This window comes from Burkholderia metallica, from assembly GCF_902832845.1.
Classification (GTDB): Bacteria; Pseudomonadota; Gammaproteobacteria; order Burkholderiales; family Burkholderiaceae; genus Burkholderia; species Burkholderia metallica.
Window position 1 is genome coordinate 269,510 of sequence record NZ_CADFDB010000010.1, and the last position, 13,483, is coordinate 282,992.

The 13,483-nt window shown below is 66.3% G+C and carries 10 protein-coding genes and 2 pseudogenes; 5 read left to right on the forward strand and 7 right to left on the reverse strand.

What is annotated here, in order from left to right; translation table 11 throughout:
* Window positions 1-48: 48 nt before the first annotated feature.
* Window positions 49-801, forward strand: a pseudogene (locus tag HWX08_RS26245) (PDDEXK nuclease domain-containing protein); the annotation flags it as partial.
* Between the two features lie 35 nt (window positions 802-836).
* Window positions 837-1,907, forward strand: a complete 1,071-nt coding sequence (locus tag HWX08_RS26250; protein WP_174921623.1) for a PDDEXK nuclease domain-containing protein — start codon at window positions 837-839, stop codon at window positions 1,905-1,907.
* Window positions 1,908-1,927: 20 nt separating this feature from the next.
* Here HWX08_RS26250 and HWX08_RS26255 read toward each other — a convergent pair whose 3' ends face one another.
* Window positions 1,928-2,713, reverse strand: coding sequence for an IclR family transcriptional regulator (locus HWX08_RS26255; protein WP_174921622.1), 786 nt, complete (start codon window positions 2,711-2,713; stop codon window positions 1,928-1,930).
* A 226-nt stretch (window positions 2,714-2,939) separates the two neighbouring features.
* On the opposite strand from HWX08_RS26255, the gene pcaF reads away from it, so the two are divergent.
* The gene (gene pcaF, locus HWX08_RS26260) at window positions 2,940-4,142 is read left to right on the forward strand and encodes a 3-oxoadipyl-CoA thiolase (RefSeq protein WP_069260839.1); all 1,203 of its coding nucleotides are present in this window, start codon (window positions 2,940-2,942) and stop codon (window positions 4,140-4,142) included.
* Window positions 4,143-4,269: 127 nt separating this feature from the next.
* Here pcaF and HWX08_RS26265 read toward each other — a convergent pair whose 3' ends face one another.
* The 3 genes and pseudogenes from HWX08_RS26265 to HWX08_RS26275 form a co-directional block, all read right to left on the reverse strand.
* Window positions 4,270-4,749, reverse strand: coding sequence for a 2-thiouracil desulfurase family protein (locus HWX08_RS26265; protein ID WP_157126900.1), 480 nt, complete (start codon window positions 4,747-4,749; stop codon window positions 4,270-4,272).
* Between the two features lie 139 nt (window positions 4,750-4,888).
* Window positions 4,889-5,449: a GNAT family N-acetyltransferase gene (locus tag HWX08_RS26270; protein ID WP_069260837.1), complete on the reverse strand. Its 561-nt coding sequence runs from the start codon at window positions 5,447-5,449 to the stop codon at window positions 4,889-4,891.
* A 44-nt stretch (window positions 5,450-5,493) separates the two neighbouring features.
* Window positions 5,494-5,604, reverse strand: a pseudogene (locus HWX08_RS26275) (SAM-dependent methyltransferase); the annotation flags it as partial.
* 324 nt (window positions 5,605-5,928) lie between these two features.
* Here HWX08_RS26275 and HWX08_RS26280 point away from each other — a divergent pair.
* Window positions 5,929-7,473, forward strand: coding sequence for a methyl-accepting chemotaxis protein (locus HWX08_RS26280; RefSeq protein WP_069260836.1), 1,545 nt, complete (start codon window positions 5,929-5,931; stop codon window positions 7,471-7,473).
* A 69-nt stretch (window positions 7,474-7,542) separates the two neighbouring features.
* Here the strand turns inward: HWX08_RS26280 and HWX08_RS26285 are convergent, their stop codons facing one another.
* The 3 genes from HWX08_RS26285 to HWX08_RS26295 form a co-directional block, all read right to left on the reverse strand.
* A complete protein-coding gene (locus tag HWX08_RS26285; protein WP_174921621.1) occupies window positions 7,543-8,490 on the reverse strand; it encodes an LAPAL motif-containing putative phage structural protein in 948 nt (315 codons plus the stop codon).
* 400 nt (window positions 8,491-8,890) lie between these two features.
* Window positions 8,891-10,360, reverse strand: a complete 1,470-nt coding sequence (gene gabD, locus HWX08_RS26290) for an NADP-dependent succinate-semialdehyde dehydrogenase (RefSeq protein WP_059665218.1) — start codon at window positions 10,358-10,360, stop codon at window positions 8,891-8,893.
* Window positions 10,361-10,453: 93 nt separating this feature from the next.
* Window positions 10,454-11,743, reverse strand: coding sequence for a 4-aminobutyrate--2-oxoglutarate transaminase (locus HWX08_RS26295; protein WP_174921620.1), 1,290 nt, complete (start codon window positions 11,741-11,743; stop codon window positions 10,454-10,456).
* A 120-nt stretch (window positions 11,744-11,863) separates the two neighbouring features.
* Here HWX08_RS26295 and pdxR point away from each other — a divergent pair, with 120 nt between their 5' ends.
* Window positions 11,864-13,375: a MocR-like pyridoxine biosynthesis transcription factor PdxR gene (pdxR, locus tag HWX08_RS26300; RefSeq protein WP_174921619.1), complete on the forward strand. Its 1,512-nt coding sequence runs from the start codon at window positions 11,864-11,866 to the stop codon at window positions 13,373-13,375.
* Window positions 13,376-13,483: the final 108 nt, after the last annotated feature.

Here is a 13,483-nt window from a genome sequence, read left to right on the forward strand (position 1 = left end):
CACTCCGTGCTCCGCGGAGGTGACCGCATTGGCAACAGGACGTTTTCTATGACAACTGCGAAAAGCGCTGCCGTGCCGGCTGGCTATGCCGGCGTCCACAGTGACATTGTCGAATTGCTCGAGGCCGCGCGCCATACGGCGGCTCGCAAGGTCAATGCGCTGATGACGGCGAGTTATTGGGAAATCGGTCGTCGCATCGTGGAGGCCGAGCAACAGGGAAGGCGGCGTGCAGGATACGGCGAGCAGTTGATCGAGCGGCTGGCGAGCGATCTCACCGGACGGTTCGGCCGCGGATTCAGTCGCCAGAACTTGCAGCAGATGCGGTCGTTCTTCCTGACCTGGCCAATTTGCCAGACACCGTCTGGCGAATCTTCCCCGGCACCGCTGCACCCGAGGCGGCTCGACGAACTCGCGCAGTTTTTCACGCTGCCGTGGTCGGCCTATGTGCGGCTGCTGTCGGTCAAGGACGACCTGGCTCGCCGGTTCTACGAGGCCGAAGCCTTGCGTGGCGGACGGAGCGTGCGCCAGCTCGACAGGCAGATCGGCAGCCAGTTCTACGAACGCACGGCGCTGTCCAGGGACAAGGCCGCGATGCTGACCAAGGGCAACGTACGCAAGCCAGCGGACGTCGTCACGCCCGACGACGCGATCAAAGACCCTTTTGTTCTGGAGTTTCTGAATCTCAAGGACGAGTATTCGGAGTCCGACCTTGAAGGTGCGCTGATCGAGCGGCTGGAAGATCTTCTGATCGAGCTTGGCGACGGATTTACCTTTGTCGGGCGTCAGCGCCGGTTGCGTATCGTTGCGGGGCGCCGGCGCATCGAGGAGGCAACAGCATGACCCGACGCAAGGTTGCCGTTGCGTCGCCAGCCGCGGCGCAAACGCTGCTGGGTGACATCCGGGCATTGATCGACGCGGCGCGGCAGCGTACCGCTTCGGCGGTGAACAGCGAACTCACGATGCTCTATTGGCGCATCGGCCAACTCGTTCATACCCGGGTCCTGGCGGGAAAACGGGCCGACTATGGTGAAGAGGTGCTCCCGACGCTGGCCGCGCAGTTGACGAAAGAGTACGGCGGCAGCTTTGCCGTGAAGAATCTTCGTCGCATGGTGCAGTTTGCCGTCACGTTTCCGGACGAAGGGATTGTCGTATCGCTGATACGACAATTGAGCTGGACGCATTTCGTTGCGTTGGTGCCGCTCAAAGACCCACGTCAGCGCGACTACTACGCGCAGATGGCCAGTGTGGAACGCTGGAGCGTCAGGACGCTGCGCGAGCGTATCGACTCGATGTTGTACGAACGCACCGCACTCTCCCGGAAGCCGGATGCATTGATTGCAGAGGAACTGGCAACGATGCGGGATGCTCAACGCATGTCGCCCAGCCTGATCATGCGTGATCCATATATTCTCGATTTCCTCGGTCTGCGCGACACCTGGCAGGAAGGCGACCTGGAGACGGCGATCATTCGCGAAATGGAGTCCTTTCTGCTGGAGCTGGGTGCAGGCTTCACGTTCGTCGCCCGCCAGAAGCGCATCCAGATCGACGACGAGGATTTCCACCTCGATCTGCTGTTCTACAACCGGAAACTGCGGCGGCTGGTCGCGGTCGAGTTGAAAGTCGGCGAGTTCAAGGCCGCGTACAAGGGGCAGATGGAACTGTATCTGCGCTGGCTCGACAGGCACGAGCGAGAGGCGGATGAAGCACCGCCTCTTGGCATCATCCTCTGTACCGGAAAGAAATCAGAGCAGATCGAGCTGCTGGAACTGGACAAGTCCGGTATCCACGTTGCGGAGTACCTGACGGCATTGCCGCCGCGCGCAGTGCTGACGGACCGACTGCAACAAGCGATGCAACGCGCACGGTTGCAGGTCAGGCCGCGTAGCGCGGCCCGGAACGCATCCTGACGCGCCCGGGCGTTCGTCGTTTACCCCCGCCGCGCCACCAGCTCCGACACCGTCTGCGCGGCCTGCTGCAGCGGCCCGAGAAACTCCTTCACCATCTGCTTTGCGGTATGCCGCTGCGCGTTGCCGCTGATGTTCATCGCCGCGATGATCTGCCCGCGCCGGTTGCGGATCGGCGCGGACAGCGACATCAGGCCCACTTCGAGTTCCTGGTCGACCACGGCCCAGCCCTGCTGGCGCACCTGCGCGATCGTCGCCTTCAGCTCGCCCAGATCGGTGATCGTGCGCGGCGTATGCGCGCGGATGCCGCTTTGCGCGAGCGTCTCGTCGAGCGCGGCATCGTCGAGCGCGGACAGCAGCACACGGCCCATCGACGTGCAGTACGCGGGCAGCCGGCTGCCGATCGACAGATTGATCGTCATGATCTTGCGGGTCGGCACGCGCAGCACGTAGACGATCTCGGTGCGATCGAGCACGGCTGCCGAGCAGCTTTCATGGATCTGCTCGGACAATTGCTCCATCACGGGGTCGGCGAGATTCCAGAACGGCATCGACGTGAGATACGCGAAGCCGAGCTCGAGGATCTTCGGCGTGAGCCGGAACAGCCGGCCATCGGCCTCGACGTAGCCGAGCGTCTGCAGCGTGAGCAGGATCCGACGCGCGCCCGCGCGCGTGAGCCCGGTGGCCGACGCGACTTCGGTGAGCGTTTGCTCAGGGCGTGCCGCGTCGAACGCGCGGATCACCGCGAGGCCACGCGCGAACGACTGCACATAGGAGTCGCCCGGTTTCTGGATGTCTTCGGTTGTCATGAATGGTCGGATTGACGTGCAGCCGAGAAGATAGCGCATGGGGCCTGACACGCCAACCGTGCGGCGGACCGCGCGCTTGACAGGTCGTCCCCGCACTCCCTATGATGCGTTGAGCGTTCGATACACGATCTTATGTTCGTATATAGAACATTTAAGCGCATCCCGGCGGGCAATGCAAGGGGCGCGTTCACTCATTTCCCAGCTTTGCAAGAGACCGGAGACACCGATGACCGAAGCCTTTCTGTGTGATGCGATCCGTACCCCGATCGGCCGTTACGGCGGCGCGCTGTCCGGCGTGCGCGCCGACGACCTCGGCGCGGTGCCGCTCAAGGCGCTCGTCGAGCGCAACCGCGACGTCGACTGGACGGCGATCGACGACGTGATCTACGGCTGTGCGAACCAGGCCGGCGAAGACAACCGCAACGTCGCGCGCATGTCCGCGTTGCTCGCGGGGCTGCCGGAGGGCGTGCCGGGTTCGACGATCAACCGGCTGTGCGGGTCCGGGATGGATGCGGTCGGCGTGGCTGCGCGTGCGATCAAGTCGGGCGAAGCCGCGCTGATGGTCGCCGGCGGCGTCGAAAGCATGACGCGTGCGCCGTTCGTGATGGGCAAGGCCGCGAGCGCATTCGCGCGCCAGGCCGACATCTACGATACGACGATCGGCTGGCGCTTCGTCAATCCGCTGATGAAACAGCTGCATGGCGTCGACTCGATGCCGGAGACCGCCGAGAACGTCGCGGTCGACTACAACATCAGCCGCGCCGACCAGGACCTGTTCGCGCTGCGCAGCCAGCAGAAGGCCGCGCGTGCGCAGCAGGACGGCACGCTTGCCGAGGAAATCGTCGCGGTCACGATTGCGCAGAAGAAGGGCGATCCGCTCGTCGTGTCGCGCGACGAACATCCGCGCGAGACGTCGCTCGAAGCGCTGGCGAAGCTGAAGGGCGTCGTGCGTCCGGACGGCTCGGTGACGGCCGGCAACGCGTCGGGCGTGAACGACGGCGCCGCCGCGCTGCTGCTCGCGAACGAAGCATCGGCGAAGCGGTTCGGCCTGACGCCGCGCGCCCGCGTGCTCGGCATCGCGACGGCCGGCGTCGCGCCGCGCGTGATGGGCATCGGCCCCGCACCGGCCACGCAGAAGCTGCTCGCCCGGCTCGGGATGACGATCGACCAGTTCGACGTGATCGAACTGAACGAGGCGTTCGCGTCGCAAGGTCTCGCGGTGCTGCGCATGCTCGGCGTCGCCGACGACGATCCGCGCGTGAACCCGAACGGCGGCGCGATCGCGCTCGGCCACCCGCTCGGCGCATCGGGTGCGCGTCTCGTGACGACCGCGATGTATCAGTTGCATCGCACGAACGGCCGCTTCGCGCTGTGCACGATGTGCATCGGCGTCGGCCAGGGCATCGCGATCGCGATCGAACGGGTCTGATCCGCGTTCGATCCGTGTTTCGCGGCGAGGCGGCAACGGATGCGCCGCTTCGCCGCTTCGCCGCTTTACCGATTCGCTGTAGCCGAAACGACGTGCGGCACGAGGGTTCTCGTGCCGCGCTTCGTCGTTAACCGGCCTGCGACACCTGCTTGAGGCGCGCATCGAGCGCGTCGATTTCGGTGTCCGCGAACACTTCGATCCCATGCGCGCGCAGCAACGCCGCCGTGACACCGGCGCCGGCGTGCCGCCGGTTCTCGAAACTCCCGTCGTAAATGAACGTGCTGCCGCACGACGGACTGCCGTCGGCGAGGATCGCGAAGCGGCAATCGTGCGTGCGCGCGAGTGCCAGCGCGGTGTGCGCGCCGGCCACGAACGGCGTGGTCACGTCCGTTCCGTTCACGTCGACGATCCGCGCGACGCCGGACAGCACCTGCTGCCCCGATTCACCGCTGGCGATTTCGGCGGGCGGCCGCGGCACGCTGAAGCCACCGGCCAGTTCCGGACACACGGGCACGAGACGCCCTTCGCGCTGCCATCGTTCGAGCGCCTCGTGCGCGGCGGTTTTGGCCGAGCCGTTGTAACGAACCGGATGACCGACCACGCACATGCTGACGAGGATCTTCGGCAGCGGTTGCGGTTGCCCGTCGTTCTGCACGTTATGCAATGTCGCTCTCCGTGATTTCGCGATGGTCGATGACGGCTGCGGCAACGCGGGAAATTCCATGCTTTGCCCGCGTGCCGGTACGTCAGGCCGTCGGTCCTTCCAGATGGATGTCCTCGGGCTCGAGCGCATACAGCGCCGGGTCGGGCGATGTGCTGACCGTGAAGCCGAGCCGCAGGTAGAAGTCGATCGTGCGTTGCGACGGTGTCGCCGACACGTACAGGCGCGCGGCCCCCATCGCACGCGCCTGCTCCCGGGCCGCGCGGTAGAGTTGCTCGCCGAGCCCGCAGCCGCGCCAGTCGTGGCTCACGTGCAGGAACTTCAACTGCAGCATGTCGCGGTGCGGGCCGAGCGGCCGGCTGTCGACGACGACCGCCGCGACGAGCCGCGCGCCGTCGAACATGCCGAGGCACCAGCCGCCGCGATCGTGACAGTCGAGCAGGATCGGCGTGTAGTGGTCGGCTTCGCCGTCGGGCCAGCCCGCGACGTCGTAGAACTCGGGAACGAGATGCAGCGCGCCGTCGCGTAGCACGTACAGGTGCTCGATGATTTCGCGCCGGTCGATCGTCCACACGAGCGGCAGATCGTCGCGCGTGAGGAGGCGGGCAGACAGCGCGTCGCGCTCGGCGGCGGTGCGGCGCGTCATGCGGCCTCCCGATGCGCGGCGATCGCATCCCTCGGCGACAGACGCGTCGAGCCGCTCTTGCGGAAAAATGCGGCCCGATCGCCTTTATGGCTGTCATGCGCGACTGTCGCCGTATTCCGGGACAGCCGATTCAGGTCGTGCAATGCCTTTTTCATCGAATTCGAATGCCGGGTGAATGAAGCAGGATAGACGGAATCGTTGCGCCGGGTGCAATGGTCGACCGCATCGACCTGCGGCGCGGGTTCGCCGTGCAGCGTGGTGTGACGTGCGACTGAACGCGCGCGACGATTATTGCCGGATTATTTGATCGAAATCATGGTGGCCGTCGAATTGCATATTTTATGCGAGGAAAGGGTAAGGTTTTTCACCAATATGCCGACAGCAAGATAAAGACCGTCGTAAAGCGATAAACCGTTTTTCGGCTACTGAGCGTGAATTCAGCGCGGCGCGGACGACAGATCCGCCTTTCGGAGCCTTGCATGCGTAATAACCAGCCCGTTACCCAACAGGAATTCGATTTTCCCGACGACGTCACGCTGATGTCGACGACCGATGCCGACAGCGTCATCACGTATGCGAACACGACGTTCGCGCATGTGAGCGGCTTCACGAACGAGGAACTCGTCGGCCAGCCGCACAACGTAGTGCGCCACCCGGACATGCCGCGCGAAGCGTTCGCCGACATGTGGGCGACGCTCAGGCGCGGCGAGCCGTGGACCGCGCTCGTGAAGAACCGCCGCAGGAACGGCGATCACTACTGGGTGCGCGCGAACGCGATTCCGGTCATGCGCAACGGCGAGCCGCAAGGCTACATGTCGGTGCGCACGAAGGCGCCGCACGACGAGACCGAGGCCGCCGAGGTGCTGTATCGCGCGTTTCGCGAAGGCAAGGCCGGCCGGCGCCGGTTTCACAAGGGACTGGTGATCCGCACGGGGTGGCTGCGCGTTGCCTCGCTGTCGCAGACGATGTCGGTGCGTGCGCGCGTGCATTCGGCGCTGTGCGTGCTCGCGCCGGCGGTCGTTGGCGCGGGATGGGCATGCGGGCTTGCCGGCGGCGGGCTGGCGGCGTTTGCCGGCGTGACGGTCGGCGTAGCGGCGGCGGCGGGCCTGTGGCTCGATGCGCAGATCGTGCGTCCGCTGAAGCGGCTGCACGATCAGGCGCTGAACGTCGCGACCGGCGAAAGCCGGCGCGGCGTGCGGATGAACCGCGTTGACGAGATCGGCATGACGCTGCGCACGATCAACCAGCTCGGGCTGATGTTTCGCTGGCTCGTCGACGACGTCAGCGAACAGGTATTGAACGTGCAGCGCGCGAGCAACGAAATCGCGCAGGGCAACAACGACCTGAGCGCGCGCACCGAGCAGGCCGCGTCGAGCGTGCAGGAGACGGCCGCGTCGATGGCCGAGATGACGGCGACCGTCGACAGCAACGCGGAAACCGCGCTACAGGCGAACCGGCTCGCGATGTCGGCGAGCGAGGCGGCCGGGCGTGGCGGGCAGGCGGTGGGCGAGGTCGTCGCGACGATGAGCGACATCACCGCCAGCTCGCGCAAGATCGCCGACATCATCGGCGTGATCGACGGCATCGCATTCCAGACCAATATCCTTGCGCTGAACGCGGCGGTGGAAGCGGCGCGAGCAGGCGAACAGGGGCGCGGTTTCGCGGTGGTCGCGGGCGAGGTGCGGGCGCTCGCGCAGCGCAGCGCGAACGCGGCGAAGGAGATCAAGACGCTGATCGGCGCGAGCGTCGATCGCGTCGAGTCGGGCGCGCGGCGCGTGGACGAAGCAGGCAGGACGATGGAGGACATCGTCGCGCAGGTGAAGCGCGTGTCGGACCTGATCGCGGAGATCAGTTCGTCGACGGCCGAGCAGAGCACCGGCGTGTCGCAGGTGGATCAGGCGGTCGTGCACCTGGACAACATCACGCAGCAGAACGCGGCGCTCGTCGAGCAGAGCGCGGCCGCGTCGGAGAGCCTGAAGCAGCAGGCGACGCGGCTGGTGGATGCGGTGAACGTGTTTCGGTGATGGGGGGGTAACGTGGCGACGCGGGCATGACAGCACAGTGCGCTGGCCCGTGCGTCACGCCGATGGCGGTCAGATCAGCGCCGGCTGCAGCGGCGCGCGATGTTCGCGAACCTTGACGATGCGATATTCGTTACGCAGCCCTTCGTCGGTGACGATCTGCGTCTGGCGAAGATCGACGAGCAGTACGTCTCCCTTTCCGAAGCGCTCGCCGGCATCGACCTTCGCGAGAAACTGCTCGTCGTCCAGTGCGGCGAAGAATGCCGATGTGCCGTCGTGCACGCGCCACTTGTTGCCGTCCTTGAATACGACGGACTCGAGTTTCAGCATCTTGCGCGCGATCGAATCGGTGACCACTACGCCGGGATCGTCATTGCCCATGAACATATCGAGTTCATCGTTCTCGATCGCGAGTTCGATCGTTTCGTCGCGAACGATACCGAAGCTGTCGATGCCTTCACGTTCGAGCGGCGACAACACTTTTTGCAGGCTGATGCGGACCGTGCGGTTCTGGTAAAGCCGAAAGATGGCTTCGTCGATAACCACAGATTCCAGTTCCGAGATCCAGACCCGGGTGTGAACGCCCTCGGGCTCGGTACGATGCGGTTTGCGTCCGCGCAACGTGCGAACGAAGCCGATCAGGCCACCGTCTCCGACGATGCCGAGTGCGCCGAGGATCGCCAGCGCATTGCTGAACGCACCGGCGCTCGGCCCCGCGAACAGGTCACGGATCTGGCTCGCGAGCGACTGGACGAAGATCAGCTCGGAGTGAAACGACCCCGCCTTGAAGCTGCCCCTGACCTCGAGACGCACCTCGGTGTTCTCGCCATTGAGTTCCTTGTTGGCGGACGCGAAGAGGTCGGCAATGGCGATGAGTGCCGGCGCGAGGTCGCGCACGTCCATCCGGTGCTCGGCGAGCGCGGGCCCGTCGTAGACGACGTTGAACGGTTGGTGATTGCTCGTGCCGCCGGCGCTGCGTGGCGGCGGGAGCGATCGGCGATTGGAGGGGCTGACGATCATGAGGACGCTCTCGGGCTCGGCAGGGCGATGATGCACGTCGGGCGTCGGTGGAGCCTAGAGCGCATGCGACGAAGTGACCGAGGGGTGCTGTGCACGAGGCGTGCGTGAACCGGGCCGTCAGGTGAGGTGTTCATGAGCGGGCAAACAGGATCGGGGCGGAACGCTCAATCTAGCGGTTTGCCGGCGAACGAGAAATGAGACTTGAACGAAATCCGGACGGGTATGCCGTTCGGCAGAGGCTGGCTGTGCGATCGCCTCGACGGAGGCTGCCGACAGCGGGGGCACCGAGGTGACAAGAGATGACGCGGGCACAACGGAGAGGGACGCCGGCCCGCGTCGTGACCGCCCGGTTCCGGCCGGGCGGTCGGCGCCTGTCACGGACGCGACAGGCGTTGAACCGTCAGACGGCCAGGCAGAGGTACTTGATCACGACGTAGTCGTCGATGCCGTAGTGCGAGCCTTCGCGGCCGAGGCCCGACTGCTTCACGCCGCCGAACGGCGCGACTTCGTTAGAGATCAGGCCCGTGTTCACGCCGACCATCCCGTATTCGAGCGCTTCGGCGACCTTCCACACGCGGCCGATGTCGCGGCTGTAGAAGTACGCGGCCAGACCGAACTCGGTGTCGTTCGCGAGGCGGATCACTTCGTCGTCGCTGCCGAACTTGAACAGCGGCGCGAGCGGCCCGAACGTCTCTTCCTTCGCGACCTTCATCGCCGGCGTGACGCCGGTCAGCACGGTCGGCTCGAAGAAGCCGTGGCCCAGCGCGTGGCGCTTGCCGCCGGTCACGACGGTCGCGCCCTTCGCGAGCGCGTCCTCGATGTGCGCCTCGACCTTCAGCACCGCGGCTTCGTTGATCAGCGGGCCTTGCGTGACGCCCGGCTCAGTACCGCGGCCCACCTTCAGCTGGCCGACGGCCGCCGCGAGCTTCTGCGCGAACTGGTCGTACACGGCTTCATGCACGTAGAAGCGGTTCGTGCACACGCAGGTCTGGCCGCTGTTGCGATACTTCGACGCGATCGCGCCCTGCACGGCCGCGTCGAGGTCGGCATCGTCGAACACGATGAACGGCGCGTTCCCGCCGAGCTCCAGCGACACCTTCTTGACCGTTGCCGCGCACTGCGACATCAGCAGGCGGCCGACCGGCGTCGAGCCGGTGAACGACAGCTTGCGCACGATCGGGTTCGACGTCAGTTCGCCGCCGATCGCCTTCGGGTCGCCCGTGACGACGCTGAACACGCCGGCCGGCACGCCCGCGCGCTCGGCCAGCACGGCCATCGCGAGCGCGGAGAACGGCGTCGCCTCGGCCGGCTTCACGACGATCGGGCAGCCCGCCGCGAGCGCCGGGCCGACCTTGCGCGTGATCATCGCCGCCGGGAAGTTCCACGGCGTGATCGCCGCGCATACGCCGATCGCTTCCTTCGTCACGACGATGCGCTTGTCGCTCGCCGGCGTCGGAATCGTGTCGCCGTACACGCGCTTGCCTTCTTCCGCGAACCATTCGAGGAACGATGCGGCATAGCCGATTTCGCCCTTGGCTTCGGCCAGCGACTTGCCCTGCTCGGTGGTGAGGATCAGCGCGAGGTCGTCGGCGTTTTCCATCATCAGGTCGTGCCACTTGCGCAGGACGACCGCGCGCTCCTTCGCGGTCTTCTTGCGCCACGCGGGCCATGCGGCGTTCGCGGCTTCGATCGCGTGACGCGTCTCGGCGGCGCCCATCGCCGGCACCGTGCCGAGCAGGCCGCCCGTCGCCGGGTTGCGGACTTCGAACGTCTCGCCGTTCGTCGCGCCTTGCCATTCGCCGTTGACGTACGCCTGCTGGCGGAACAGCGACGGATCTTTCAGTGCCAGGGTTTCCTGAACAGTGCTCATATGAATCGCCTGCTTTGAAAAAGGACGGATGAAACGGCCGCCGCCGTCGTAAAGACGGCGGCGGCGCATTCACTGAATGAAGTCGACGAAAACTCAGGCCGGCACGCCGACCGTTTCCTTCAGCACTTCCTCGAGGATCACGAGTGCTTCGTCGAACACGGCTTGCGGGATCGTCAGCGGGAACAGGAAGCGCACGACGTTCGAGTACACGCCGCACACGAGCAGCAGCAGGCCGCGCTCGAGCGCACGAGCCTGCACGCGCTTCGTGAATTCGGCATCCGGCTCGCCCGAACCCGGCTTGAGGAACTCGACCGCGATCATCGCGCCCGGGCCGCGCACGTCGGCGATCTGCGGCACGTCGGCTTGCAGTGCGTTCAGCTTGGCCTTCAGCACGTCGCCGAGCTGCGTTGCGCGCTCGCACAGCTTCTCTTCGTCGATGATCTCGAGCACCGCGTGCGCCGATGCGATCGCCAGCGGGTTGCCGGCGTACGTGCCGCCGAGGCCGCCGGGCGCTGCCGCGTCCATCAGGTCGGCACGGCCGACGACGCCCGACAGCGGCATGCCGCCCGCCAGGCTCTTCGCCATCGTGATCAGGTCGGCCAGCACGTCGTAGTGCTGCATCGCGAACAGCTTGCCGGTACGCGCGAAGCCCGTTTGCACTTCGTCGGCGATCAGCAGGATGCCGTGCTCGTTACAGATCTTGCGCAGCGCGCGCACGAATTCGGCCGGCGCCGGGTTGAAGCCGCCTTCGCCCTGGACCGGTTCGAAGATGATCGCGGCGACGCGCTTCGGATCGATGTCGGCCTTGAACAGCATCTCGATCGCCTTGATCGAGTCGGCCGTCGTCACGCCGTGCACGGCGTTCGGGTACGGCGCGTGGAACACGTCGCCCGGGAACGGGCCGAAGTTCAGCTTGTACGGGGCGACCTTGCCGGTCAGCGCCATGCCCATCATCGTGCGGCCGTGGAAGCCGCCCGAGAAGGCGATCACGCCCGGACGGCCGGTGGCCGCCCGCGCGATCTTGATCGCGTTCTCGACGGCTTCGGCGCCGGTCGTGAAGAACGCCGTCTTCTTCGGGAAATCGCCCGGCGCGCGCTCGTTGATCTTCTCGGCCAGCTCGACGTACGACGCGTACGGGACGATCTGGTAAGCGGTGTGCGTGAAGTTGTTCAGCTGGTCCGCGATCGCCTTGACGATCTTCGGGTGGCGGTGGCCGGTGTTCAGCACCGCGATGCCGGCGGCGAAATCGATGAAGCGGCGGCCTTCGACATCCCACAGTTCCGCGTTCTCGGCGCGGGCAGCGTAGAAATCGCACATCACGCCGACGCCGCGCGGGGTAGCGGCGTTCTTGCGGGCCTGCAGGTCGGCATTCTTCACGGTCATCTCCTTGATGTTCTTTCCGGTGAGTAGAAAATCGGGCGCTTCGACAGCCCATGGAGGCGACTATAATCACATTTGGCTCTGGCAATCAGAGCCATTTCAATAAATATTCAGGAGCCAATCATGCGCGCGAGCGTGTTGTCGGACTGGCTCGCGCAGCGCCTCGTGCGCGGCGGCGAGCAGCCGATCTACCGGCAGCTTCACCGGCTGCTGCAACAGGCGATCCTGTCGCGCGAACTGCCGGCCGGCACGCGCGTGCCGTCGTCGCGCCTGCTGGCCGCCGAGCTCGGGATCGCGCGCAATACGGTCACGCAGGTTTACGAACAGCTTTCGCTCGAAGGCTACGTGAACTCGGCGACCGGCCGCGGCACGTTCGTCGCCGACAGCGCGCCGGACGAGATCGTCGGCGCACCGGCCGACGCGGCCGCCGACCACCCGGCGCTCGTGCCGCCGTCGGCGCGGCGGCTGTCCGCGCGCGGCACGCGGCTCGTCGAGGGCGCCGGCGTGTCGAAGCGCCAGGGCGGCGCGTTCATGCCGGGCGTGCCCGATGTGTCGCGATTTCCGGCGCGCGTGTGGACGCGGCTGCACAACAAATACTGGCGGCGCCTGCGTCCCGACCTGCTGACCTATGCGCCGGGCGGCGGCCTCGCGCTGCTGCGCGAGGCGCTGGCCGACTATCTGCGCACGTCGCGCTCGGTGCGCTGCACGCCCGAGCAGATCGTGATCACGACCGGCATCCACCAGTCGATCGACCTCGCGGTGCGGCTGCTGACCGATCCAGGCGATGCGATCTGGACCGAGGACCCGTGCTACTGGGGCGTGCGCAGCGTGCTGAACGTGTCGGGGCTGACCACGCGGCCGATTCCGGTCGACGATGAAGGGATCGCGCCGTCGGCCGCCGATCTCGCCGAACCGCCGAAGCTGATGCTCGTCACGCCGTCGCACCAGTATCCGCTCGGGATGGTGATGAGCCTCGCGCGGCGGCGGATGCTGCTCGAATACGCGCGCCAGCACGGCTGCTGGATCATCGAGGACGACTACGACAGCGAATTCCGCTACGGCAGCCGGCCGCTCGCGTCGCTGCAGGGGCTCGACACGGCCGGGCAGGTGATCTACGTCGGCAGTTTCGGCAAGACGCTGTTCCCGGGGCTGCGGGTCGGCTACCTGGTCGCGCCGGAGCCGCTCGCGGAAAGCTTCGCGACCGCGAGCGCCGAGCTGTATCGCGAAGGGCAGTTGCTGCAGCAGGCCGTGCTGGCCGAATTCATCGCGGAAGGGCACTTCGTGTCGCATATCCGCAAGATGCGCACGCTGTACGGGCAGCGCCGCGAGGTGCTGCTCGACGCGGTCGCGCAACGCTACGGCGACTCGCTGCACGCGCTCGGCAGCGATGCGGGGCTGCATCTGGTCACGCAGTTGCCGGAAGGCGTCGACGATCGCGCGGTCGCGCAGGCCGCGCTCGAACGCAATATCGTCGTGCGGCCGTTGTCGGGGTATTACGCGGACCGCGAACGTGCGGCGTCGGGGCTGCTGCTCGGCTATGCGTGCGTGCCGGAGGACGAGATCGCGACCGCGTTCGCGACGCTCGCCGAGGCGATCGACGAGCGGGCGTTTGGCAAGGCGGTCGAGGTGGCTTGACGCGCGTATCCCGTCGAACCGGCGCGTTGCGATGCCCGCCGTTGACGACGGGGCGGCACGATACGCGCCGCGAACCTCGATACCCGATAAAAACGAGCACGGGGCGCG